This is a genomic window from Bacteroides sp. OM08-11 (assembly GCF_003438665.1).
In the GTDB taxonomy this organism is placed as follows: Bacteria; Bacteroidota; Bacteroidia; order Bacteroidales; family Bacteroidaceae; genus Bacteroides; species Bacteroides cutis.
In genome coordinates, this window is the sequence record NZ_QSTJ01000008.1 from 1 (window position 1) to 25,776 (window position 25,776).

21 protein-coding genes are annotated in these 25,776 nt (G+C 42.8%); 19 read left to right on the forward strand and 2 right to left on the reverse strand.

Annotated elements, in window-relative coordinates; translation table 11 throughout:
- Positions 1–184 precede the first annotated feature (184 nt).
- The gene (locus tag DXC10_RS13535; RefSeq protein ID WP_117738088.1) at positions 185–769 is read right to left on the reverse strand and encodes an HdeD family acid-resistance protein; all 585 of its coding nucleotides are present in this window, start codon (positions 767–769) and stop codon (positions 185–187) included.
- Between the two features lie 640 nt (positions 770–1,409).
- Here DXC10_RS13535 and trpB point away from each other — a divergent pair.
- From trpB to DXC10_RS16375, 19 genes are all read left to right on the forward strand, one after another.
- Positions 1,410–2,594, forward strand: coding sequence for a tryptophan synthase subunit beta (gene trpB, locus DXC10_RS13545; protein WP_101545911.1), 1,185 nt, complete (start codon positions 1,410–1,412; stop codon positions 2,592–2,594).
- A complete protein-coding gene (locus DXC10_RS13550; RefSeq protein WP_101545568.1) occupies positions 2,591–3,991 on the forward strand; it encodes an anthranilate synthase component I family protein in 1,401 nt (466 codons plus the stop codon). The genes trpB and DXC10_RS13550 overlap by 4 nt, the downstream gene beginning before the upstream one ends.
- 87 nt (positions 3,992–4,078) lie before the next feature.
- Positions 4,079–4,699 (forward strand): aminodeoxychorismate/anthranilate synthase component II, encoded by a 621-nt coding sequence (locus DXC10_RS13555; RefSeq protein WP_101545572.1) that lies wholly within the window; start codon positions 4,079–4,081, stop codon positions 4,697–4,699.
- 132 nt (positions 4,700–4,831) lie between these two features.
- Positions 4,832–5,827 (forward strand): anthranilate phosphoribosyltransferase, encoded by a 996-nt coding sequence (trpD, locus tag DXC10_RS13560; protein ID WP_101545576.1) that lies wholly within the window; start codon positions 4,832–4,834, stop codon positions 5,825–5,827.
- A 31-nt stretch (positions 5,828–5,858) separates the two neighbouring features.
- Positions 5,859–6,713 carry an indole-3-glycerol phosphate synthase TrpC gene (gene trpC, locus DXC10_RS13565; RefSeq protein ID WP_101545580.1) on the forward strand — a complete coding sequence of 285 codons (855 nt, stop codon included), beginning with the start codon at positions 5,859–5,861 and terminating at the stop codon, positions 6,711–6,713.
- Positions 6,714–6,749: 36 nt separating this feature from the next.
- Positions 6,750–7,406 (forward strand): phosphoribosylanthranilate isomerase, encoded by a 657-nt coding sequence (locus DXC10_RS13570; protein WP_101545913.1) that lies wholly within the window; start codon positions 6,750–6,752, stop codon positions 7,404–7,406.
- Between the two features lie 52 nt (positions 7,407–7,458).
- The gene (gene trpA / locus DXC10_RS13575) at positions 7,459–8,247 is read left to right on the forward strand and encodes a tryptophan synthase subunit alpha (protein WP_101545915.1); all 789 of its coding nucleotides are present in this window, start codon (positions 7,459–7,461) and stop codon (positions 8,245–8,247) included.
- 142 nt (positions 8,248–8,389) lie between these two features.
- Positions 8,390–9,430, forward strand: a complete 1,041-nt coding sequence (locus DXC10_RS13580; RefSeq protein ID WP_101545584.1) for an asparaginase — start codon at positions 8,390–8,392, stop codon at positions 9,428–9,430.
- A gap of 252 nt (positions 9,431–9,682) precedes the next feature.
- On the forward strand, positions 9,683–11,914 hold the full coding sequence (locus DXC10_RS13585; RefSeq protein WP_101545588.1) for a DUF4842 domain-containing protein: 2,232 nt from the start codon (positions 9,683–9,685) through the stop codon (positions 11,912–11,914).
- Positions 11,915–12,172: 258 nt separating this feature from the next.
- On the forward strand, positions 12,173–14,656 hold the full coding sequence (locus DXC10_RS13590) for an LruC domain-containing protein (RefSeq protein WP_101545592.1): 2,484 nt from the start codon (positions 12,173–12,175) through the stop codon (positions 14,654–14,656).
- 44 nt (positions 14,657–14,700) lie between these two features.
- Positions 14,701–15,063 carry a PleD family two-component system response regulator gene (locus DXC10_RS13595; RefSeq protein WP_101545595.1) on the forward strand — a complete coding sequence of 121 codons (363 nt, stop codon included), beginning with the start codon at positions 14,701–14,703 and terminating at the stop codon, positions 15,061–15,063.
- Between the two features lie 21 nt (positions 15,064–15,084).
- Entirely contained in the window at positions 15,085–16,251 is a 1,167-nt protein-coding gene (locus tag DXC10_RS13600) for a sugar transferase (protein ID WP_101545597.1), read from the forward strand.
- 99 nt (positions 16,252–16,350) lie between these two features.
- Positions 16,351–17,187, forward strand: coding sequence for a TolC family protein (locus DXC10_RS13605; protein ID WP_101545599.1), 837 nt, complete (start codon positions 16,351–16,353; stop codon positions 17,185–17,187).
- Between the two features lie 12 nt (positions 17,188–17,199).
- Positions 17,200–19,365: a hypothetical protein gene (locus DXC10_RS13610; RefSeq protein ID WP_101545603.1), complete on the forward strand. Its 2,166-nt coding sequence runs from the start codon at positions 17,200–17,202 to the stop codon at positions 19,363–19,365.
- Between the two features lie 27 nt (positions 19,366–19,392).
- The gene (locus tag DXC10_RS13615; protein ID WP_101545606.1) at positions 19,393–20,850 is read left to right on the forward strand and encodes an O-antigen ligase; all 1,458 of its coding nucleotides are present in this window, start codon (positions 19,393–19,395) and stop codon (positions 20,848–20,850) included.
- Positions 20,851–20,854: 4 nt separating this feature from the next.
- Positions 20,855–22,048 (forward strand): glycosyltransferase family 2 protein, encoded by a 1,194-nt coding sequence (locus DXC10_RS13620; RefSeq protein ID WP_101545609.1) that lies wholly within the window; start codon positions 20,855–20,857, stop codon positions 22,046–22,048.
- Entirely contained in the window at positions 22,045–23,172 is a 1,128-nt protein-coding gene (locus DXC10_RS13625; RefSeq protein WP_101545613.1) for a glycosyltransferase family 1 protein, read from the forward strand. The genes DXC10_RS13620 and DXC10_RS13625 overlap by 4 nt, the downstream gene beginning before the upstream one ends.
- A gap of 9 nt (positions 23,173–23,181) precedes the next feature.
- Positions 23,182–24,408 (forward strand): glycosyltransferase, encoded by a 1,227-nt coding sequence (locus DXC10_RS13630; protein WP_101545616.1) that lies wholly within the window; start codon positions 23,182–23,184, stop codon positions 24,406–24,408.
- Positions 24,409–24,554: 146 nt separating this feature from the next.
- The gene (locus tag DXC10_RS16375) at positions 24,555–24,626 is read left to right on the forward strand and encodes a smalltalk protein (RefSeq protein ID WP_158557872.1); all 72 of its coding nucleotides are present in this window, start codon (positions 24,555–24,557) and stop codon (positions 24,624–24,626) included.
- Positions 24,627–24,722: 96 nt separating this feature from the next.
- Here the strand turns inward: DXC10_RS16375 and DXC10_RS13635 are convergent, their stop codons facing one another.
- Positions 24,723–25,775 carry a glycosyltransferase family 2 protein gene (locus tag DXC10_RS13635; protein ID WP_101545619.1) on the reverse strand — a complete coding sequence of 351 codons (1,053 nt, stop codon included), beginning with the start codon at positions 25,773–25,775 and terminating at the stop codon, positions 24,723–24,725.
- Position 25,776 lies beyond the last annotated feature (1 nt).

The window sequence follows — 25,776 nt, forward strand, 5'->3', positions numbered from 1 at the left end:
AGAACAAAGACAAAGACAGAGCACATTATGTATATACGCACGCGCGAAGAAAGCGTACATATTATATAATATACATACGCGCGGAAAGTGATTTCAAAAACAATGGTAGAGTTTTTATAAAAAGACTCGTCACACTTATAATGGTAGTAATGACATAAAAAAGCTACTAAACATAAATTATTTTTTAACCAATAATCTCCGCATCTTCAATAACATTGTCGGCCTCAGTAATCTTTCCGGATGTAACAGGTGTCTGAGGACGGCGGCGCGTAAATTTAAACCAGTTTATCAGCTCGGAAACCGCATAAACCAAACTTGTGACTCCGATAATAATAAATACAGTTTTTTGCGCTCCGATGGGGTTAAACAACGCAATGAGTCCAGCTATCAAAATCAAAACAGGGACAATGTAGAATACACTGGGAACCAACATCCAACGACGAGCGGCAGCAAGAGAAGATATTTGCTGAACTCCTCCCATCACAAGGATAAAGCCCAAAACGATTGTCAGGAATTTCGAAAAGAAGCCCGCCATAATAATGAGTAACAGTCCAAACAACAGGCTTCCCACTCCTTCAATAGGAAAACGTTTCTTTACTTCAGCATTCTGCACAAGATATCCAATGATACTAATGAGCGATGGCATCAGAAAAACGACGCCAATCGTTATTATAAAATACTCACCGGCACGATCAGGAAACATAACTAAAACCAAACCGATTATCAACGCGCATATAATACGCAAAAATGAAAAACTTAGTCCTTTCATGAGTTTATGATTTTCTGCGAAGATACATTTTTATCCGAATAACTCCATACTAAAATTCCGAAAAATCAATTTACATTCAGCCAGGCATTCAGGTCTTCGGCCACAAAAAGCCAGTAAAGTAGTAGTATTATTGCAATGACAACGCCTATGGTAACTAAATATTTTCTATTCATAAATTTATTCCTTTCTATCTGTTTATTAATAATAGCTTGTTTTCTCATTATAAAACAAAATTTCAAGAAAATTGTTCTTGTATTAAAAAAAAGTAAGATTTAGTTTGCTATTTAAAACAAAGTGCATATATTTGCTGCCGTTAAAAACAAAAAAGATAATGAAAACTATATTCGTAAATACATATTGGTGGTGGCACTCGTTACAACTCCGACAGTCGTAAGGGAGCAGCGCTCGTATGTATATATAATATATTATAGAAATGAAAAGAGCCCTGTCGCAACTTGCGACAGGGCTCTTTTCATTTAGCCATGCTTATCTTCCCAAATATTAAATCAAAAGGCGGCCGCAAACAGTCACTGAAATTGTGCACCCCATAAGCATAGCGATATTTTCTACCGAAAATATACACTTAATGAAAGGAAAAATAACATTACAAACAAAGTTAAATAGTAAAATCGAAAATAAAATGAAAAGTTTTTTAGTTGACAAAGAAGGTTATTACGGAGAATTCGGTGGTGCATACGTCCCCGAAATACTCCACAAATGTGTGGAAGAGCTACAGAAAACTTACCTCGAAGTGTTGCAGAGTGAAGACTTCAAGCGCGAATACGACCAGTTGTTACGCGACTACGTAGGCCGTCCTTCCCCACTCTATCAGGCCCACCGTCTTTCTGAAAAGTATGGTTGCAAGATTTACCTAAAGCGTGAAGACCTGAACCATACCGGTGCGCATAAAATAAATAACACCATCGGCCAGATATTGCTGGCACGCCGCATGGGCAAACATCGCATCATCGCCGAAACCGGTGCCGGACAACACGGAGTTGCCACCGCTACCGTATGTGCCCTGATGAATATGGAGTGTATCGTCTATATGGGCAAGACCGACGTGGAACGCCAACATGTCAATGTGGAAAAAATGAAAATGCTCGGCGCGACAGTGGTGCCCGTCACCAGTGGCAACATGACCCTGAAGGACGCCACCAACGAAGCCATCCGCGACTGGTGTTGCCATCCGTCGAACACCTATTATATAATAGGCTCCACCGTAGGTCCGCATCCCTATCCCGACATGGTGGCATGTCTGCAATCCGTTATCAGCGAAGAAATCAAAAAACAACTCCAGGAAAAGGAAGGACGCGACTACCCCGATTACCTCATAGCCTGTGTAGGTGGTGGAAGTAATGCTGCCGGAACCATTTACCATTATATCGACGACAGCCGCGTACAGATAGTACTTGCCGAAGCCGGAGGCAAAGGTGTAGATACGGGTATGACCGCCGCCACCATTGCTCTCGGAAAAATGGGTATCATTCACGGCGCCCGTACATACGTTATTCAAAATGAGGACGGTCAGATAGAAGAGCCCTATTCCATTTCCGCCGGACTGGATTATCCGGGTATTGGACCCATGCACGCCAATCTCGCCGCCCAAAAGCGTGCCATCGTATTGTCGGTAAATGACGATGAAGCTATCCGTGCAGCCTACGAATTGACGAAACTGGAAGGTATCATTCCTGCCCTGGAAAGCGCTCATGCCCTCGGTACTCTAGAGAAACTGAATTTCAAATCGGAGGATGTAGTGGTGCTGACAGTTTCGGGCCGGGGAGATAAGGATATAGAAACATACTTAAATTATGCTCAACTATGAAAACCTACAACTACACCACCGTCAGCCGTACCATACTCGGCGACCTGCACACTCCGGTGAGCACTTATCTGAAAGTACGTGACATCTTTCCGCAAAGCGCACTCATGGAAAGTTCCGACTATCACGGCAGTGAAAACAACCGTTCCTTCATCGGTCTCTGTCCCGTAGCAAGTGTCAGCATAGACCACGGTATCGCCATCTTCCGCCTGCCCGACGGAACACGCGAAGAACACCTCGTGACCGATGAATATCGCGTAGAAAACGCACTCAGTGACTTTCTGAACCGCTTCAAGGCAGAGGGTGAGTACAGCAATTATTGCGGACTTTATGGCTATACCTCCTTTAATGCTATCCGTTATTTTGAAAACATCCCTGTGAAAGATAGTCGCGAAGCCACCAATGATGCACCCGACATGCTATACATATTATATAAGTATCTCATCGTCTTCAACGATTTCAAAAACGAGATGTTACTACTTGAAATGCTTGTACCAGGAGAAACCAGCGAATTGGACAAGGTACAGAAGGCCATCTACAACCGCAACTACACCGCATACGACTTTCGTGCAGTGGGTGAAACCACTTCTCCGCTGACCGACGAGGAGCATAAAACGAACATCCGCCAAGGCATAGCACATTGTCTGCGCGGAGACGTCTTCCAGATTGTACTTTCCAGACGTTTCGAGCAGCATTTCGTGGGCGATGACTTCAAGCTATATCGTGCCCTACGCAGTATCAATCCCTCTCCTTACCTGTTCTACTTCGATTTCGGCGGTTTCCGCATCTTCGGTTCGTCACCCGAAACGCATTGCCGCATCGAAGGCAGGCATGCCTATATCGACCCTATCGCCGGAACTACCCGGCGTACCGGAAACCCGGAGCAAGACGCTGTCAACGCGCAATATCTGCACGATGACCCGAAAGAAAATGCAGAGCACGTGATGCTTGTAGACCTTGCCCGCAACGACCTCAGCCGTAATTGTCACGACGTAAAAGTGGACTTCTACAAGGATATGCAATATTACAGCCATGTCATCCACCTGGTGAGCCGTGTCTGTGGTACGTTGAACGAAGATGCGAATACAATCAAGGCATTCATCGATACTTTCCCTGCCGGGACATTGAGTGGTGCACCCAAAGTACGTGCCATGCAGCTCATCAGCGAGCTGGAACCGCACAACCGTGGTGCTTATGGCGGATGCATCGGTTTTATCGGACTGAACGGCAGTTTGAATCAGGCGATCACCATACGTACCTTTGTCAGCCGTAATGGTGTACTCTGGTTTCAGGCAGGTGGTGGCATTGTTGCCAAAAGTAACGAAGAATATGAATTGCAAGAAGTAAACAATAAACTGGGGGCTCTAAAGAAAGCCATTGAAATGGCAGAAAAGATGTAAGTGTACAGTGTCCCCGGCAAAATCACCATTCGGCATACACACAAATTATCATTTAATTAACAAATTACTCAGTAAATACAGATAATAATGAAAATAGTAATCATTGATAATTACGATTCGTTCACCTATAACCTGGCACATCTGGTGAAAGAGCTTGGTGTAAATGTGGAAGTACTTCGCAATGACCGGTTTAAACTTGAAGAATTGGAAAAGTACGATAAAATTATTCTTTCCCCCGGTCCCGGTATTCCCGAAGAAGCAGGGTTATTGCTGGATGTTATCCATACTTATAAAGGAAAAAAGCCCATACTTGGTGTCTGTTTGGGCGAACAAGCCATCGGGCAAGCGTTCGGTGGAAAGTTGAGCAATCTGAGCGACGTGTTCCATGGGGTACAAACAACTGTAAAAATTAAAGAAGGAAACGGCAAGTTCAAAGATATTTCCAGAGAGAGTAAGGAGAATTCGATTGCAGAAGACTACATCTTCCGTGACCTTCCCGAAAAAATTCCTGTAGGGCGATATCACTCTTGGGTAGTCGATACGGAAGGGCTTCCCGACGAACTTGCCGTGACCGCCATCAGTCCCGAGGGACAGATTATGGCATTGAAACACCGGAAATATGATATACATGGTATCCAGTTCCATCCCGAATCAGTGCTGACCCCTGATGGAAAAAAGATTATGGAAAACTGGCTGAATCATAGCTGATGCAGAATTTGTAATGATGCACTTCAATGAGACAGATTTAAGAAATATTTTTAACCGTATATCATAAATGTACCTATGTGCCACAATCAAAGGATGCGGCACAACCGTAGAAAATAAATCGTAAACAAACAGATGAAAGCAATATTAACCCGTCTCTTCAACCATGAAGAGCTCACTTCGGAGGAAACCAAACAGATACTCCTCAATATCACCCGGGAAATGTATCCCGAAGCACAGATAGCAGCATTACTCACTGTCTTTCAGATGCGCGGCATCACCGTAGATGAGCTTATCGGTTTCCGCGAAGCGCTTATGGAGACTCGTATACCGATAAACTTCGCGCCTTATCGTCCCATCGATATCGTGGGCACCGGCGGCGACGGAAAAAACACATTCAATATCTCTACGTGTGCCTGTTTTGTGGTAGCAGGAGCCGGATATAAAGTAGCCAAGCATGGCAATTACGGAGCAACTTCCGTCAGCGGAGCCAGTAATGTCATCGAACAGCACGGGGTTCGTTTCACCAACAACCCCGATACCCTGAAACGCAGTATGGAAGAATGCAATATCGCATACCTACACGCACAACTATTCAATCCGGCAATGAAATTTGTAGGACCTGTACGCAAGGCGTTAGGGGTACGTACACTGTTCAACCTGCTGGGTCCTTTGGTGAATCCCTGCAAACCGGCTTATCAATTACTCGGCGTGGCAGACCTCTCACAGATGCGTCTTTACACGAATGTGTTCTATAAACTCGGCATCGACTTTGCCGTTGTCAATAGCCTGGACAGTTACGATGAAATCTCCCTGACGGACGAGTTTAAAGTGATGACACGTCACTATGAGCGCATCTATCGTCCGCAAGCCCTCGGTTTCAGCGATGCACGTCCCGAAGAACTCTTCGGAGGTGCTTGTAAAGAAGATGCCGCTCGTATTTTCGATAATATTCTGACGAACCATGCCACTCCCGCCCAAGCGCAGTGCGTCATAGTGAATGCCGCATTTGCCATCCAGGTGATGGAACCGGATAAGGAAATAGATGAGTGTATCGCCATTGCCCGTAAATCGCTGGAAAGTGGACAGGCATTGAAAACATTGAAAAAATTTATTGAAATAAACAGTTAATCACACTCCCATTTATAAAAACATCAGGGCAATGAAAGATATATTATCCGAAATAATAAAGCATAAACGTATAGAAGTGGAAATGCAAAAACAGGCTATTTCATCGGAACATTTACGCGCACAAGTAGACGTTCTAATGAATGAAAACTCACCCCGGCGCAGTATGAAAAAAGCACTTGCCGCTTCTACTACCGGCATTATCGCCGAGTTCAAACGTCGTTCTCCGTCCAAAGGATGGATATACGAAGCTGCCGATGCCGAACAGATTCCAGCAGCATACGAAGCTGCCGGTGCTTCCGCAATTTCCATTCTGACGGATGAGAAATATTTCGGAGGTTCCTTACGCGATATCCGTATCGCCCGACCACTCGTCAACAGTCCTATTCTTCGCAAAGATTTCATCATTGACGAGTATCAATTGTTCCAAGCACGGATTGTAGAAGCAGATGCCATATTGTTGATAGCCGCTTGTCTCAGCCGGGAAGAATGCTCTCGACTCACTGCCCGGGCACACGCTCTTGGCCTGGAAGTATTGCTCGAAATCCACTCCCCCTCCGAACTCAGCTATATCAGTCAGGAAATAGATATGATAGGTATAAACAATCGCAATCTCGGTACCTTCGTTACGGATGTGGAGAATTCCTTCCGTCTAGCCGGACAACTCAGTCAAGCCGTCGTCCACTCACATGAGCCCTCTGCCAAAATCCCGGAAAACCTCCCGCTACTCGTTTCAGAAAGTGGTATTACCCATCCGGAAACGATCCGCAAGCTTCGTATGACCGGTTTCCGCGGTTTTCTTATGGGAGAAACATTTATGAGAACGGAACATCCCGAAAACACGTTGAAAGAATTCATATCACAAACCTATCCAACACAAGGATACTAAGAACCTCTGTCGTTGAAACAAAAAAAGAATAACGCCATGAATAAGATTATCAAAGTATGCGGAATGACCGAAGCGGAAAATATTCGCAATGTAGAACAACTGGGTGTCAACATGATTGGGTTTATCTTTTACCCCAAATCTCCCCGTTACCTATACGAGATACCTGAGTATCTGCCCGTTCACGCCAAGCGTGTCGGTGTCTTTGTAAATGAGACGAAAGAGAATATCCTGATGTATGCCGATCGTTTCAGTCTGAATTACATCCAATTGCACGGCAAAGAATCTCCTGAGTATTGCCGTTCATTATATAATAACGGTCTGCATATCATTAAAACTTTCTCTATATCCTCGCCCAAAGATTTAGCAGTGACAACTGCCTATCAGGGGTTATGTGATTACTATTTGTTTGATACCAAAAGTCCGCAGTTCGGTGGTTCCGGCAGTCAGTTCGACTGGAACATACTGAAATTCTATAATGGCATCACGTCTTTCCTACTTAGCGGTGGCATCAACTCATACAGTGTCAAGGCTCTTAAAGAGTTCCATCATCATCGGTTTGCTGGTATCGACATCAACAGTCGCTTTGAAATCGCCCCGGGCATAAAAGATGTAGAACGTATCCGATGTTTCTTAAAAGAGCTGAAAGAAGATTTCACCACAGATAGCACGTTCAGCATAAGTGAAACCGATTAATACAGCCTTTTTCTGTAGCAAAAAATATGAACCTTATAACAATAAAATTAAAATGAATCGTATTAACCAACTTTTCCAAGACACTCCCCAAAATCTGTTGTCCATCTATTTCTGTGCCGGATGTCCCACCCTTGAAGGTACTGCCGAGGTTATTCGTACCCTCGAAAAGAATGGTGTCAACATGATAGAAATCGGTATCCCTTTCAGTGATCCGATGGCCGACGGCATCGTTATTCAGAATGCAGCTACCTGCGCTCTGCGAAACGGCATGTCCCTACGCCTTCTCTTTGAACAACTGAGAGATATCCGTCGCGACGTACATATACCCCTTATCCTCATGGGTTACCTCAATCCCATCATGCAATTCGGCTTCGAAGCTTTCTGTAAACAATGTACAGTGTGCGGCATCGATGGTGTCATCATCCCTGACCTTCCTTTCAAAGATTATGAAAAAAATTACAAAACCATATCACAAAAATATGATATCCGCGTCATCATGCTCATCACTCCCGAAACCTGTGAAGCACGAATCCGCGAAATAGATGTTCATACCGACGGCTTCATCTACATGGTTTCCTCGGCCGCCACCACAGGCGTACAGAAAGATTTCGACACACAGAAACAAGCTTATTTCAAGAAAATTCAAGCTATGAATTTACGAAATCCACGCATGATAGGTTTCGGTATCAGTAATAAACAAACTTTTGACTCCGCCTGTGCCAACTCTTCCGGTGCCATCATCGGGAGCCGTTTCGTGAGCCTGCTTAATGAAAGCAAAGGAGATGCAGAAAAAGCGATCAGGCAGTTAAAAATGGAAATTAACGAAACGGAACAGGGGTGATAAAGTAAAAGGGCGATCAGGTGGCTGTATTACGTTATCACTCTATCTTATCGCCCTACCACTTTTTAATTATCATCTCCCACTACTTTTCCATAACTTTTATGTATCTTTGTGCCCGAAAAACAACAAAAGCAAGGCATTTATGAAAGCAGATTACCCTTCTGTACTCTTGATTTACACCGGAGGTACTATCGGAATGATAGAAAACCCAGAAACCGGAGCGCTTGAAAACTTCAACTTCGACCAACTGCTCAAACATGTTCCCGAACTGAAACGTTTCAACTACCGTATCTCCTCCTATCAGTTCGATCCACCTATCGATTCTTCTGACATGGAACCATCTTTCTGGGCAAAGATTGTAAAAATAATTAACTATAATTACGATTACTTTGACGGCTTTGTCATCCTGCATGGAACCGATACGATGGCCTACACAGCCTCTGCCCTCAGCTTCATGCTCGAAAATCTGGCAAAACCCGTTATCCTAACCGGCTCACAACTTCCTATCGGCATGTTGCGTACCGACGGCAAAGAAAACCTCATCACTTCCATCGAAATAGCTGCTGCCAAGCATCCCGACGGCACTCCCATCGTTCCAGAAGTGTGTATCTTTTTCGAAAACGAGTTGATGCGCGGCAACCGTACCACCAAAATCAATGCTGAGAATTTCAATGCCTTCCGTTCTTTTAACTATCCTGCGATAGCCAAAGTCGGTATTCATATCCGTTATAACGAAACCCTCATCCGCCGCCCCGACACCATGCGTCCCATGAAGCCTCATTATCTCTTCGATACCAATGTCGTGGTGCTCACCCTTTTCCCTGGTATCCAAGAGAGTATCATCAACTCCGTACTTCATGTCCCCGGTCTAAAAGCAGTCGTGCTCAAAACCTTCGGTTCGGGCAACGCTCCGCAAAAAGACTGGTTCATCCGCCAGCTCAAAGATGCCACGGATCGTGGCATCATCATAGTCAACATCACCCAATGCCAATCCGGCGCGGTCGAGATGGGACGATACGAAACCGGCCTCCAACTTCTCCAGGCAGGTGTCATCAGCGGTTATGACAGTACTCCCGAATGTGCCGTCACCAAACTCATGTTCCTTCTCGGTCACGGACTCAGTCAAGAAGAAATCCGCTACCGCATGAACTCTGACCTGGCAGGCGAGATTACAAAAGAGTAATCTCGCAGGCTCTTTTTATTCTCCCCATAGTTTCTCTCTTCCATATCATTGGATAACATTTGCAAGTTTACAAAAACGGCAAAACAGTACGAATATTAACAATTTAGGTACATATATAAAATAATCAAGAAAATAAAGTTGATTATTTTACACCTATAATAATATATTCCGTACCTTTGTTGCATTAAACGGTCAATAAATATATATGATATTATCATATAATATAACATTGACGCCTAATCTACACTAATTATGGAAGGTGAAAATTTAAACCTATCTCACATTCTTCCCACTATACTATTGGGAGGAATTCTTGTTCTATCAGGCTGCAACGATAATAACGGCGTCTACAACCCTGACCGTATTCAAGAGGAAGCCCAAGCAGACTTCCCGGTAAAAAACATTGATCCAAACCAGACATGGGAAACAAGTGCAGTGTGTAATGCATCCGTCTCTGTCAATGAAGACAACAAGAATACTTATACAATCAAGGTATATACGGCAAATCCGTATTATGTCGATGGCGACGCCACACTGCTTGCCCAAACCACCGTAACGGATGGTCAAATCGTGAATTTTAAATTCGACGTACCGGCTGCTCTACAGTATCTATATGTGATGAAAATAAACAGTAAAGGATACAGTTCTGCAATACCCGTAGCGGTTAAAAACAAGACAGTTAAAGTGACGTTCGGAGAAGGCGGTGGAACAACACGGGCAATAAGCGGCAAAGGCTCCATTCAAGGAAGCGGCATCAACCTCTCTAATCCCCCGAGAGATCTGCCGGAAGGAAGTATCAAGTTATCCACATTGAACAACCAATGGACTGATGTAACCGAAAACGGCAACTACATAGTCACTTCAGACATAACAGAAGTAAATATCGGTAAACCGGTTCATCTATATATAGAAGGAAATGTTACATTATCCAAACTATATATCCAGAAGCCATGGGATGCCCCTGTCGGATTAGCCAAGATATACCTTTTACCCCACTCCAAGCTTACGCTCATTGCTGATAAAAATAAAGCGATAAACAACGTATCAGGAGAGTCCGAGACCATAAGAGCTTTCAGTATGGAATCGGGATATGAAATCGGAATTACCAGAGAAGCTGAATTGATTTGCGAAAATGCAATTATCTTTAACGCAAACACAAATATCAACAATCGCGGAAAGATCAGCGCCACTCACCTGGAATTCAACAACAACTCCCAGCTACTCAATAATGGAGAAGTTGCTCTTACCAATCTTTTCAGTTGTGAAAATGGAAGGACTGTAATCGAAAACAATTATCATATCACAGCAGGGTCATTCCATCTGGCAGGCAGCTCCGCTTTCTATAACGAGACTCTTGGTGAAGTTATGATCAACGGGCTTTCAAATATCGATAGTAACTCCTCCACGTGGTATAACGACGGTCTCTTCCATACAACCAATATCACCTTCAACGCATCCTCTCCCAACTGGATTAACAAATGCCGTCTGTATGTAGATGAAAAATTCACTTACGATGTCAGCAACAACAACGACGGGCTCATCATGGATGCGGGTTCCTACGTCCAGTGCGGCACATTCTATGCAGACCAAGCCAACATCAGAATGGGTAACAAATCTTTCTTCAACGTAATAGGAGAAGCCAGATTTAATCATAACCCGATAGGATTTGTCACCACAGGCGATGATTATGCCCTCCTAAAAATGGGAAGTGCGGTCCAAGAAGACCCGATGCAAGGATTTTCCATAACCTATGACGGAAAGCTTTATGTGGCCTGCAGCAAGCATTTTGCACAGGGAAACGACGGTTCTCCCGAGCGCCCGTTAATCAGTATAAAGAACGGAGCCGAAATGACCAAGTCCGACAAATCTGATATCATCATAGAACATTCACATTGCAACCCCGGTTACAAACCGAATCTTGACGATAAAGATAATGAAGACAAACTTCAGACATACGCCTATGCATTTGAAGATATGGCAAAAGGCGTAGGAGACTACGACTTCAACGACGTAGTGCTCTACGTCACCGTACCCTACAACAAAGACGGTAAAAAAGTGATAGACGTAACGCTGAAAGCAGCCGGAGCCTCCAAGCAACTGGCAGTACTCTTCAACAACAAGACAATATTCGGGAATGTGCATGAAGCTCTAGGAGTTCCGACAGGTACCCTCGTAAACACAGGGCAAGCAACAGGAACCGCAAAGACCGAAACCATCGAAGTGGGAAGTGACTTCAACCTGACAACTAATGGAGATTTCTATATCTCCGACGGAAAAAGCAGTATACATATTCCCAACTTCACCACCGGCTTCATGAAAGGAAATGTTCCTTATGCCCTTCGCATAGCCAACGTCGACTGGAAATGGCCGAAAGAAAAAATCAGCATAGCCGAAGCTTATACAAACTTTGAAAAATGGGCGCAAGACACTTCGGCCGAACTTACCTGGTATAAGATATACGACAGCAATAAAGTGATGAATTAACTGCCATAATTATGGTAATCCCATAAAAGATTTCTTCCAAATATATGACATAAGCCCGATGGATAGATAAATCAACTCTATACCACCGGGCTTGTTGGCAAAAAAACACTTTAAAGGCCGAGTAACAAGCGGTAGAACCGACAATCGCCCTTAAATAGTTTAAAAAAGTTAACAAATATACTTTTATCCCACTTCATCAGATATTATTCACCTAAATAAACGTATTTTTGCTTGTTATCAAATCAAAGAAATATAGCGATGAAAAGAAACTTAAGATTAATTCACTGCATACCGTTCGCAATGTTTGTTACAGGTATGTTTTTTCATAGCTGTAAAGACGATGTCTTTAATGCGGAAAAGGTAAAAGCAACCTATCAAAACAAGTTCCCGGTAAAAGACATCGATCCCAATATGGATTGGAAAATGACACGCCAAGTAGCAGTTGACATTTCTGTCCACGAAGACTACGGAGTGAATTATACTGTTGAAATATTTGACCATAACCCATTTGCAACGGATACGATAATCCATTTACTTGCCAAAGGTACAGCCAATCAAGATTTGCCATTCACCACAACAATCGATTGTCCCTCGATCATTTCCACCCTATACGTTACACGTGTAGATCCGGCCGGACGACGTACCATGAAACCGGTATATATATCCAATGACAAACTAATCACCTCTTTCGGCAGCAAACCAATAACGACCCGTGCCGCATCGCCCCAAAGCAAAGAAGTAACTTTGCAAACGATGACACGCCCTTATACCGACCGGGAAATAGCAGACATGCTATCAAAAGCGACAGAATATACCGGACAAGATATGGATGTAAACCTCACCCAACATACTCTATACAAAATAACAGGACAATATAAAGGCGGCATCAACCATGCCGGTACCCTTACCCCCAATGCCGGTACGATAAAACTGATCGTAGCCCCCGGCGCAGAATGGGAAATACCTTCCCTACAAACCATCAATCAAGGTCTGGAAATAATAGTTGCGTCCCAAGGAAAAATAGAATTGAAAGCCGGTAGTCAACAGAAACCGTCATTAAAATTCACCAATACCTCATCGCTCGTTGTCTTAGGAACCGCTTACCAGGAAGATGAAGATGATGATGAAGAAGACCTCCGAGGTAAGATATCAGGTAACGGTTGGATTGAGTTTTCCAACGGAGGCATCCACTATAATGCCGGAGATATTGATATAGACGGAATTAACAATAATGGCGGTACTTTCTTTAATTATGGCGAAACAGATGTAGAAGAATTGATAGGATCTTCTACCGGAAGCCTGTACGTCAATCATGGCGACCTGGAAGCCGACAAGATCGGTGCAGATGAGAGTACAGGGCCGAAACTGGAAAACAGCTGTAAAATAAAGGTAGAAACACATTTATCCAGTACAGGTATCAAGATGGGAACAGGTGCGCAGATTAAATGTAAACATCTATATGCGTATGGTTATATCGACCTCAGTGAAAACTCCATGATCAAGGTAGAGAACAACACCAAATTTTACAACTGTAACATTACAGGCCCTACTGCAGACAAAAGCTATGCCTTGCTGAAACTGAAAACCATATCGGAAGCCAGTTGGAAAGGTACCTATGGAATAGAAGGTACCTATGGAATAGAATGTACGGCAGGTTATCTCATTAACAATATATATTGTGAATACAAAGCCGAAAACTCCAGCTGGGATTTCACCAATTGCTACTTAAACGGAAAAGCCGGCGGCAATGGTCGGAAAGGTAATGGCAATGCAGTTCTATGCCGAGAAGGCGAAGCTCCCGCCTATATTCCCGCCGGAAGATGTACCGGTGAAGGAAATACTCCGGATGAAGGAGGAGAAGATATCCCCGCTCCCCCCATCACCCACACCTATGTTTTCGAAGACAACTTCCCATTGGTCGGAGACTATGACTTTAACGATGTTGTACTAGATGCGCAACTGTTCTACGACCGCGAAGGCGACGATGAAACGGATGTCAACAATAAGATAAAGAAAGTAAAAATATACGTCACGCTTGCAGCAGTAGGCGCCAGCAAGGAACTGGGAGCCGGCCTGCGCATTATCGGTCTTCACGAAGCCGACATCAAAGAACTGAAATGCAAAGGCAATGCCGACAGGCAATACTTCAGTACACTCAGCGGTTCATTCTTTGCCAACGGCTACAACAACATCAGCGACGGCCACCGTTATACAGACAGCAACGAGGGGATTGTCATCCCCCTCTTCGGTGATGCCCACAAAGCCATTCTCGGTCAAAGCGCGCTGACTTCACGTCTCTTTGTCAACACATTGACCGAAGGCATTAGCCACACCGATCTAAAGACCTACGAAATAGAGATAGAGCTACACAAGGACCGGCAAACCACTACCCCGTATGTCACCTTAGACGACCTCGATTTTTTTATCGGTTATCGCTATAAGAATATGGAACAACGCATGGAAGTTCACCTCTATGAGTTCTGGCAACTCACCGCCACAGGCCATCCCAAATATGGCCCTACCCCCGGTGGAACCATGCAGACTGCCAACCTCGACCTTGCAGGTAACAACACATGGGCCATCTGTGTACCCAACTTCAGTTACCCTAAAGAATATATCAATATCAGCGATCGAGAAAACAAAGATGATTGCGCATATCCCCTATTTATCGGCTGGGCATGCGACCGCAATACCAATCAAGACTGGTATATGCGTCCTAACAAAAAAAATATATATAGGTAATATACAGGAATAAGTGAATATATCAAAAAAACAAAAACAATATAATGAAAAAAAAGATATTATTAGTGGACGATAAAGCCACTATTGGAAAAGTACTCAATATCTATTTGATCAAGGATTTCGATGTAATATATCATGAAAATGTGATAAAAGCCATTCAATGGTTAAATGAAGGCAACTATCCCGACCTCATTATATCCGATATCCGTATGCCATACATGACAGGAAAAGAATTCCTTATGTTTTTAAAAAAGAACGAACTGTATAAAAACATACCGATCATCATGCTCTCCAGTGAAGAAAGCACCACAGAACGGATTGAATTACTCCAAGCCGGAGCGATAGATTATATTCTCAAACCCTTCAACCCCTTGGAATTAAAAGTACGTATCATGAAACTTTTCTAAACAAAACTTAAAGGACAAGAAATGTTATACTACATCTATATAGGAAATAATAAAATCATCATCGATCACTTAAGTAAAGTCACCGGAGGTATGTTTATTGCCGTTTCCAGCAGTCATAAAGCTGCCAAAGTCATAGATGGAATTCGTGAACGATATAACACTTCTATCCTCTACGAGCAAACCGACTCACAAAAAGACTGTCTCGAAATAACATATCTCCACAAAAGATTTCCGAGAGTATATATCACCCTCATAACCGAAGAACTACTTGCAGAAGACCGGCAACTCTATCTGCAAGCAGGTGTCAACAATACTTTGCCTCCTCAGGCCGATGAAGAAAGTATCCAATTCATGAATAAATTCCTGCAAATACGCAAAACACACAAAATGCGGGAATTCAGCGATGCCCACCGTAAAAAGCTAAACACATTTCACCTTCCTTTATGGAAGCGCTTGTTCGACATCTTCTTTGCCATGGGCGCCATTGTGGTACTCTCCCCCTTATTGATAGGTACTGCCATTGCCATCCGCCTCGAAAGTAAAGGAAAAGTTATATACAAATCCCAGCGGGTAGGCAGCAACTACCAAATATTCAACTTCCTGAAATTCCGTTCCATGTTTACCAATGCAGACAAACGTTTGAAGGAATTGAACGCCCTCAACCAGTACAAAATGGAAGAAGAAACAGGCAACGACACCCCTGAAATCCTTTTTGACGAACTAACCGGAAATCTGGAGGAAGAAGGCAACCTGCTGATCTCGGATGATTTCGTAATCTCCGAAGAAGACTATCTCAAGCAAAAAGCCCAGGAAACCCAAAATACATTCGTCAAGATAGAGAACGACCCACGCGTCACCCGCGTAGGCCGTTTCATCCGTAAATACAGCATCGACGAGCTGCCGCAACTCTTCAACATCCTGAAAGGTGACATGAGCATCGTGGGCAACCGCCCCCTCCCCCTTTACGAAGCGGAACTGCTGACCAGCGACGCATACATCGACCGCTTCATGGGTCCTGCCGGGCTCACCGGGCTGTGGCAGGTAGAGAAGCGCGGAGGTACTGGTAAAATGTCGGCTGAGGAACGGAAGCAACTCGACATAAAGTATGCCCGTGAATTCTCTTTCTGGCTGGATATGAAAATACTACTGAGAACATTTACGGCATTTGTGCAGAAAGAAAACGTATAAAAGAAACGCATTAATGATGAGTGATGAACAATAGATAAAAGTTGAACAACAAATGATAAGTAAATCACAATCATTTTATAATTTATAACCAGTAACATAATGAACAGTTTTTCTAAAATAATCGTATACAGCATAACTCTTTGGAGTCTTTTTGGTCTTCCTCTCCTCGTCTCGGCGCAACAGGAAATGACACGTGAAGAACGTATCAAAGCATTGGAAAAGTTAAAGTTACAAGATACAAAGTTAGAAGCAAATACCAGTGGCTTGATTGAGCAAAGTATGCCCTACGAAGTAGAGAAATTGGAACTTCCCCCTTTGTCCGTTTTCCTGGATGCAGTAACGGAAAACGCAACAGTGAAACGTGTACAATCACAAGTTGCACAAGTTCAAAACGAATATCGTTTGCAAAAACGTGATTGGTGGAATTATTTTCGCTTAAACGCAAACTATGCTTATGGACGTTTCAACACTCTCAATGAAAACAGTGAAACATTAGTTGACTGGTATCAAACAACAACTGTAGGTTCTCGCCACACATTTAATGTAGGAGCAAGTTTCAGTGTTGGATTAGGAGATTTATTTAATAGGCGCATTAAACTTAAAAAATACAAATACGATATTGAACAGTTGCAATATACCCAAGATGAAGTAATGGAGGAACGTCGTCTCAGGGTGCTTGAAGCATACAATGCGGTAACCGAACAACTTGCCACTATTAAGGCTAAGGCTGAAACGGCAGCGCTATATAATGCGCAGATGAAGATTTCCGAATACAATTTTATACAAGGAAAAATGGACATTACTTCATTATCTATGGAACGTGCACGTCGTACTGGTGCTGTCACAGCTTACGAACAAGCCCGAGTTATGCTACACAACTCAATCATTTTATTAGAAATGTTGACTAATGTCAAAGTTATTAAAGATAATTTGTAACAGAATACACACATGGATATAGCTCAATTCATAGCTCAGTTTCTTTATCGTATCCGTTATTGGTTACTATGGGGAACCTTAATTATCACAGGCATTGTAATTTATATTACCCAATTTCTACCTTTTAGTTATACAGTAGAAGGTAGTTTATATGCTGGAATTACAAACTCTACATCCATTGACGGAAGTGCAGTCAACGGATTTACCGTTAACAGTACATTTGATAACCTGATAAGTATAGCAAAATCACGGGGAACACTTGAAAAAGTGTCTATCCGCCTGTTAGCCAATGCACTTACTTATGGTGAAGAATGGAAAGATAATCACTACATTCAAGCTAAAAATTATCGTAAATTACTCCAAATGACCCCTAAGGAAGTTTTAGCCTTGGTAGATCATAAAAACTTAGACAAGACCGTTGAAAAACTAACTTCTTATCGCAAAGAGACAGAAAATAACTTTGTCTACATGATGTTCAATCGTCCTGTAGCCTTTTACAGCGCAAAAGCCCTTGAGGAAATTATTGTAAAACGTGCCGGTTCCAGTGATATTCTCAACATATCATATACCTCATCCGATCCGGGCATGACTCAACAGACCATTGAAATTTTAATAGATGAACTCATTAAAGCTTACGAAGTATTACGTTTCAAGTCGACATTAGATGTTATTGCCTATTTTAAAGAACAAGTAAGGCTCGCCAAAATAGAACTCAAAAAAGAGGAAGATGATTTGATGAACTATTGCGTACAAGAACAAGTCATCAATTATGGAGAAGAGACTAAAGCTTTGGCAAATACCCGATATAATGTAGAAGACCGTCTGGAAGAGGTTACACGTAACTATGAGAGTGCCGTACAACTCCGTTCCATGCTCGATAAGGAGATGGATATCCGTGCAAAAATGATTCGTAACAACAGCCAACTATTGCAAAAGTTGGAAAAGGTAAGTAACCTGAACCAGGAAATTATGGAGCAAGAAATCTTCATATCCGATAAAGTTCAAAAAGACAATGAAAAACTAAAAAAGAATAAACAAGAACTTCGTAAAACGGAAGAAGAAATAAATTCTATTTCCGATAACCTCAATGAGTATGGAATTTCGAAAGAGGGAATCTCCATTCAAAATATGGTAGACGAATGGCTTGCTGCCCTTATCAATGAAGCCAAAGCCAAAGCCGAGTTGAAAGTCATCAAAAATAGACAAGAAGACATATTCAAACAATACGGACACATGTCCCCCATCGGAACTCAAGTCAACCGTAAGCAGCGTGCCATAGGCATTGCCGAGGATAATTACCGGACTCAACTAAACGGTTTGGCAAGTGCTAACCTCCGTCTGAAAAACATAGAAATGAGTACCAGTAACCTACAAGTTATTGCCGCTCCCACCTATCCACTCACCGACAATGGCCGCAGACGTGCAATATATGTATTGGTTGCTTTCATCGGAAGCGTATTCTTCATTATAGGTTATTTCCTGATAATAGAGCTGTTAGACCGCACGCTACGAGATCCCATCAGGAGTAAGCGTCTCAGCGGTCTCTCCGTCATCGCAGCATTCAATGGTACCAGTAACCTAAAATTTCGTGGTTTCCTGAAATTGTGTAATCGCCTGGCCGCCGCCTATAGTTGCCGAAGATTTAACAATTTTCTGCAATCCAGCCGACCTACTGTCATCAATCTACTCAGTATGGAAAAAGGAGAAGGTAAATCTTTCCTTAGTAAATATTTCGCTGCTTACTGGGAATTGGAAGGTATGAATGTACGTATCGTGAAGTATGGAGAAGATTTCACTACCGACAACGTTTCTTATGTAAATGCTCGCCAACTCTCCGACTTCTGGAAACTCAACGAAGCAGAAATAGAGCCAGACATTATTCTGGTAGAATATCCAGCCGCCAGTACTTCAAGTATTCCGTTGCCGGTACTCCAAAAGGCAGATCTCAATCTTATGGTTGCCAACGCCTGTCGTTTGTGGAGTTACGATGACGTCTCTCGGATGAAGCCGTTCAAAGAAGCCCTTGCCTCCGTACCTTTCTACCTTTATCTAAACAATGCCGATCGTGAAGTGGTAGAAATGTTTACTGGTGATTTGCCGCCCAAAACCCCAGTTCATTCATTCTTCAGCCGCATTGCCCAGTTAGGTTTAACCTCTAAAAGCGCAGCTGTAAAATAACAACTTGAATAAAGATTATCAGATGAGATGCTAACATTTACAGAGAACTATAAAGAAATTCTATCGCCTAAGATGGTTACAATCCTACTACTCATAGCAGGATTGTGCGGTATCGTTTTTTTTGTACTTTCTCAAAACTGGGTTGCTCTAGTAAGTGTCTGTACCACTCCCCTTTTTATTCTTTTATTTGTGTACAGCACCAAATATCCCATTATAAGTTTTACCCTATATGCAGCAACAGCCTACTTTTTCGGAGCTCTTGACCGTTATACAGATATCGAAGGAATTAGTATTGTATTGGATGTAACCCTGTTCTATACTCTGATCACATTAATTCTTAATTATATCTCACATACAAACTCAAAAATCCATTTTAGAAATATAGCTAACACGCTTACAATAAGCTACCTATTTTGGATGGTGTTTATTATTTTACAACTTATCAATCAAGGAACTGATTTACAAAAAATAACGACCAGTTCCCGTAGTTGGTTTTTAGGTATTCCCATTTTATATATTTTGGCCTCTCTATTGCTGGACAGTCCTAAACGTTTACGTAACGCTCTCATCACACTAGGTATTTTTACCATTATAGCATTCGGTAAATTATTGTGGCAGAAATACCGTTGGTTCGATACAGCCGAAACAGCCTGGCTCTTGGAAGGTAGTTGGCACACACATTTATTAAGTACCGGCATACGTTATTTCTCCCTATTCAGTGACGCCGGAAATTTTGGCGCAATCATGGGAATGACCACTACCGTATATTCCATTCTATTTACCAAAACATCATCCCGGAAATTACGCAATTTCTATTTAGTCATTGCAATCATGGGATTTTTAGGCATGCTGATGTCAGGGACACGCGGTAGCGTGATGATCCCATTAGGAGGACTTCTGTTATACTGCTTGATTTGTCGTAACATAAAAGCCACTATAGTTACAGCTGTTAGTGGAATAACCATTTTTTGTTTTTTCTCTTTTACCGATATAGGTGAAAGTAATGCGATGATACGTCGTATGCGTACAGCTTTCAGACCCACAGAAGACGCCTCGTTCAACGTACGCTTGGAAAATCAAGAGAAAATAGCCCGATATCTTGAAGAGCATCCTATGGGAGCAGGTATCGGGGGAAGTATTCTCACTACGATATGGGAGGGTGACAAATACCAGGACTACACCATTCCCCCCGACTCTTTCTATGTAGATATATGGACTCAAACAGGCTCTTTAGGTTTAGGACTCTATATACTGATCCTGTCGTGTATAACGCTCCGTTGTTGCTACATCATCATGTTCCGTATCCACAATCCGGAGTTGCGGAATACATTTGCCGCCCTACTTTGCGGTGTCTTCGGATTATTCTTAAATGGATACGTAGGACGAGGTATGGGATTTCAACCCGGGGTCAGCATAATAGGTATATTTCTGGCATTTATACTGAATGGTCCCTATATAGAACAACAAATTACGAAAAATAAATAATAATATGAACGATTTTTTTTCCATATTTAATCCCGAATGGTGGATAAACGAGAACAATAATGCCTTGCAAATGGCAGATGCTATCTTATTCCTATTATTGGCAATACCGGTAGTTTATCTTTTCATCTACGCACTAGCATCTCTAAAGAAATATAAAAATCCCTATCCCCCTGCTAATAAGTCCCACCGTTTTTTGGTGCTATTTGTCGTATTGCGTAACGGGAAAGAAGTTATCGAATCCATTAATCATTTTTTGGATACACAAATATACCCACGTGAAAAATACGATATAGCCGTAGCCGCAACACAACTCCCAGAAGACGATCTGGTAGCTTTACTACAAATGCCCGTTAACATTGTTGTACCCGACAAGGAATATTGCACCAAAATCTATGCCATCCAGCAGGTCATGGAGCGTTATTCTCCTCAAGAATACGATGCAATCACCATATTCAATTCAGACAATAAAGTAGTACCCAATGCGCTCCAACTTTTCAACAACGCATACTATTCCGGTTGCGATGCCATCCAAGCCCACCGTATGACGGAGAACCTCACCAGCAGCGTGGCTGTACTGAGTGCCGCCAGTGAAGAAATAAATAATCATCTATTCCGTAAAGCTCATACGACATTAGGATTTTCATCCGCACTGATAGGATCGGGTATGATGTTTGATTTTGAAATGTTCCATCGCCTAACTCCCCGTTTGACCGGAAGTGACCTGACAAAAGCGATGGAAATGGAACTATTGCGAGAAAACATTTACACTGAATATATGGAAGAGGTAGTATGCTATTGTAAAAAAACAGAAGATACCTCCGGTTACAGCAAGGAACGCCAACGTTGGTTGAAAGCACAATACAAAAGTTTTCTGATTGCCATAACCCAATTTCCTTTCGCCTTTCTGCAAGGTAAGTGGGATCTATGCGAAAAACTGTTCCAATGGCTCATGCCCTCACGTTTACTACTTATTGCTTACATTGTATTGTGCGCACTTGCCATGACTATGCTTGATTGGACACTTTGTCTGAAATGGTATGTTTTGTTAGGTATCCTCTTCCTTTCATACTTGCTGGCATTACCCGAAGGTGAAATCAACCATCGTTTCCGCAAAGCATTCTGGACATTACCATTGCTAATTTTCACCTCCGCGTTCAGCCACTTCAAACATACGTCAAGAAAAACAAGAGAAAGATGAAAATAGGCATCGAAGCGCAACGGATATTCCGTCCGGATAAGCATGGAATGGATTTTGTCATTCTAGAGGTATTACGTCGATTGCAACGCCAAAAAGGTAAACATGAATATTTTGTATTTACTGCTCCCGGAGAAGACCGTTGCCTTACGAGTGCCAGACAAATGCACATAGTAGAAATACATTGCCCCACCTACCTCTTATGGGAACAATGGGCATTACCTCACGCCGTACGTAAATACAAGGTTGAAGTATTACACTGTACATCCAATACAGCTCCACTACGTTGCTCCGTACCACTGATACTGACCCTGCACGATATTATTTTCCTGCAAAACCAAAAACCTCTGGGAATGTCACTTTATCAACAAATGGGTTGGTACTACCGCCGTTGGAACGTTCCCCACATCATTAACCACTGCCAACATATTATCACGGTTTCTAAAACCGAACAAAATAATATTCTAAAACGCTTTTCCCAGATAAAAGATAACCTCCATGTGATATACAATGGTTATAGTGATTGTTATCGTCCCATAACTGACGCTTATTCCATTACCCGTCAATATTTATCAGACTCAACATATCTTCTTTTTCTAGGCAATACTGATCCGCGAAAAAATCTGGATGGTATATTATATGCCTACAATGAATATCTCAATCGTTCAAAACGAAGATTAAAACTTATTATCACCGGGGTGACTCAAGAGCATGTGGAAAATCGTTTAAGTAAACTAAATATCGAAATATGCGCTTCCAACCTCATTTATACAGGATATATTGCAAGTTCCGATTTACCGGCTTTGTATAATGGAGCTTTCGCCTTTCTCTGTCCTTCTTTGCTCGAAGGTTTCGGTATACCCGTACTCGAATCCATGGCCTGCGGTACTCCGGTTATTACCAGTAATTGCTCCTCCTTGCCTGAAGTAGCAGGCAAGGACAGTATACTCATCAACCCTTATATCCCATGCGAAATCACCGACGCCCTGATACGCTTGGAAGAAGATCCAGAATGGTATCAGCAACAAGTGAACTACGGCCTGGAACGAGTAAAACAATTTTCATGGGAACATACAGCCAATGAATACCTGAAAATCTACGAACAGTTACATCCTCAAAACTCTTAAGATATAGCCATGAGAGACTTCATCATCACCAGCCTGCAACCCTGGGACATCGAGATAGGCAGTACGATAAAGAATACAGCCCTTGAAATCTCCAAACAGCACCGGGTGTTGTACATCAGCCCCCCCCTAAATCTGATAACCCGCCTGAAACGGAGAGGTAAAGAAAGTACGGCCTATCGCCGTCGCATAGACGTCATCCGTGGAAAAGTCTCCCCGATAAGGCGGATCAATGAAAACCTGTGGGTATCGGACTGCCCTTTCACACTATTGTCTATCAACAAACTACCCGCCGCGCTATTCGATTTTTTCAACCGGAAGAACAACAGGAAACTGGGAAAATGGATTGTGGAGCAAGCCTCCGGACTCGGATTTAAAGAGTACATACACCTGATAGACACCGACCTCTACCGCAGCCGTTACCTGAAGGAATACATCCGCCCCGCCATCAGCATCTACTACCGCCGCGACTACATCATCGGTTTCCCCTATTGGCGCAAACACGGCCCGCGCTGTGAAGAAGCCCTGGTACGCCAGTCGGATATAGTGCTTGCCAACTCCAGCTACTTTGCCGGACAACTCCGCCCGTGGAATTCCCGTACCTGCGTACTGAATACGGGGGTGAATCTTGATCTATACAATCCCCGCCGCCCCTGGGAACAGCCGGAAGACCTGAAAAACATCCCCTCACCGGTGATAGGATATACCGGAGCCATTATCGAAAGCCGTCTGGACAGCAGCCTGTTATACGAAACAGCCAGCCAACTGCCCCAATACAGCTTCGTCTTTGTGGGCCCCGAAGACAGGCACTTCGAACAGCACCCGCTACACCGGCTGAAGAACGTATACTTCACCGGCCGTAAGGAAGTGGAACAGTTACCCCAATACATACGATATTTCGATGTCTGCATCAATCCGCAAGTTCTCAACCCGATAACAGACGGTAACTATCCGTTGAAAATAGACGAGTATCTCGCCATGGGCAAACCTGTGGTAGCCACCTCCACCCACACCATGCGCGATGTCTTCGCAGACTACACGTACCTGGCCGGTTCTACGCCCCTGGCATGGGTGGACGCGCTACATACCGCCGTGACAGAAGCTACCGATGCCCCCCTGCGTGAAAAGCGCATCGCCTTTGCGCAGACACACAGCTGGGAAAATAGCGTCAAGAAAATATACGAAACGATCAAAGAATACGAACACACCCAGACTTTATCACAAAAAATGACAGAATGAGTCATAATATCCATAAAAGTACAACTTTCGCAATATTTTTTCAACAAACATGATATGATAAAAAATGTATTCAGACTCTTTGTATTGAAAACGAAGAGAAACATCGCCTAAATACTTTAGTTTTATAACATTAAAACTTATTGAGCATGAAAAAATCTGTCTGGAGTACAATCTTGAAGTTTGTCATCACCATTGCAACCGTCATACTCAGTGTATAGTATAAAAGCGATAACAGTCTGATTATAGGTAGAATATTCTTAACCGTATCTCTTAATGATGAAAAACACACTCTCTCTTTTTTATCGTTAAAACCCTCAGAAATGTATCCAACGACGAATTATCTGCTTTAGTTGTACGGCTACCATTACCCGTATCACTCCTAACTTACCAAACATGGGTAATGCAAAAAAAACACGAAAGAAAAGATATTTCAAAGTCCGCTTTCCCGCTTTCTTTCGCGGTGAAAGACATGAACAGGTTAGCAATTCACGCAACAACTCATTCTTGCATATTTTTGACAACAGAGGTGTACAACCAATCCTATAAGCATGATAAACACTCATCTGCATGATATCCACCAACAAGTTACGGTAAAAACTTTCATTAGCCAATCCACTGATATATGCTGACTTCAATTTCTGTACATCGACATACTGGCGGGCAATTTTTTCCGAATAACCCTTAGCTGCCGAAATACCAGATACTGATTGAGGATTGTACGTGTAAAACAAAGTACATTCCGGTATCAATCTGCAAGAAGCGGCATTGATGATGACTTGGTACGTAAACCAAGGGTCCTCATTAAGGTGTCCCTCCTTGCAGCAGATGTGATAACGTTTAAGGAACTCCAATGAATAAAGTTTGTTCCAAGTAGCTACAAAAATCTCCTTTTCTTGCCCATAGCGATAACGAGCTACCGGGTGGCGTTCTCCTTCTATCAACGTATCGGTATACTGGCATCCTGGATATTGTTTACCCTCCATATCTATGCGTACAAAAGAACCTGCCACAAAATCCACCGGATACCGGAACATGTAACCATACAGAGTTTCTATGCAATCCGGAGTTATCAGATCGTCACAATCCATAGTAAAGAGATAATCACCTGTAGCATATTCCAAAATAGTATTACGAGCCGCTCCAATTCCCCTATTCCTTCCTTGGTCAATAATTCGTACGGCACTCCTCCGCGGATGTTCCGCTACCACTCGTTTTACAATGTCCATACTGTTACCTTTATCGTCTACAAATACATACTCGATATTAGGGTACGTCTGATTTAAGACAGACAACAAAGTCCGTTCTATCAGTCCGGCAGCATTATAAATAGGAATTCCCAAAGTAATAAGAGGTAATTTTTTTCCCATA

Coding starts and splice junctions, on each gene's coding strand:
- DXC10_RS13535 (WP_117738088.1), bottom strand. CDS start 769: ATGAAAGGACTAAGTTTTTCATTTTTGCGTATTATATGCGCGTTGATA.
- trpB (WP_101545911.1), top strand. CDS start 1,410: ATGAAAAGTTTTTTAGTTGACAAAGAAGGTTATTACGGAGAATTCGGT.
- DXC10_RS13550 (WP_101545568.1), top strand. CDS start 2,591: ATGAAAACCTACAACTACACCACCGTCAGCCGTACCATACTCGGCGAC.
- DXC10_RS13555 (WP_101545572.1), top strand. CDS start 4,079: ATGAAAATAGTAATCATTGATAATTACGATTCGTTCACCTATAACCTG.
- trpD (WP_101545576.1), top strand. CDS start 4,832: ATGAAAGCAATATTAACCCGTCTCTTCAACCATGAAGAGCTCACTTCG.
- trpC (WP_101545580.1), top strand. CDS start 5,859: ATGAAAGATATATTATCCGAAATAATAAAGCATAAACGTATAGAAGTG.
- DXC10_RS13570 (WP_101545913.1), top strand. CDS start 6,750: ATGAATAAGATTATCAAAGTATGCGGAATGACCGAAGCGGAAAATATT.
- trpA (WP_101545915.1), top strand. CDS start 7,459: ATGAATCGTATTAACCAACTTTTCCAAGACACTCCCCAAAATCTGTTG.
- DXC10_RS13580 (WP_101545584.1), top strand. CDS start 8,390: ATGAAAGCAGATTACCCTTCTGTACTCTTGATTTACACCGGAGGTACT.
- DXC10_RS13585 (WP_101545588.1), top strand. CDS start 9,683: ATGGAAGGTGAAAATTTAAACCTATCTCACATTCTTCCCACTATACTA.
- DXC10_RS13590 (WP_101545592.1), top strand. CDS start 12,173: ATGAAAAGAAACTTAAGATTAATTCACTGCATACCGTTCGCAATGTTT.
- DXC10_RS13595 (WP_101545595.1), top strand. CDS start 14,701: ATGAAAAAAAAGATATTATTAGTGGACGATAAAGCCACTATTGGAAAA.
- DXC10_RS13600 (WP_101545597.1), top strand. CDS start 15,085: ATGTTATACTACATCTATATAGGAAATAATAAAATCATCATCGATCAC.
- DXC10_RS13605 (WP_101545599.1), top strand. CDS start 16,351: ATGAACAGTTTTTCTAAAATAATCGTATACAGCATAACTCTTTGGAGT.
- DXC10_RS13610 (WP_101545603.1), top strand. CDS start 17,200: ATGGATATAGCTCAATTCATAGCTCAGTTTCTTTATCGTATCCGTTAT.
- DXC10_RS13615 (WP_101545606.1), top strand. CDS start 19,393: ATGCTAACATTTACAGAGAACTATAAAGAAATTCTATCGCCTAAGATG.
- DXC10_RS13620 (WP_101545609.1), top strand. CDS start 20,855: ATGAACGATTTTTTTTCCATATTTAATCCCGAATGGTGGATAAACGAG.
- DXC10_RS13625 (WP_101545613.1), top strand. CDS start 22,045: ATGAAAATAGGCATCGAAGCGCAACGGATATTCCGTCCGGATAAGCAT.
- DXC10_RS13630 (WP_101545616.1), top strand. CDS start 23,182: ATGAGAGACTTCATCATCACCAGCCTGCAACCCTGGGACATCGAGATA.
- DXC10_RS13635 (WP_101545619.1), bottom strand. CDS start 25,775: ATGGGAAAAAAATTACCTCTTATTACTTTGGGAATTCCTATTTATAAT.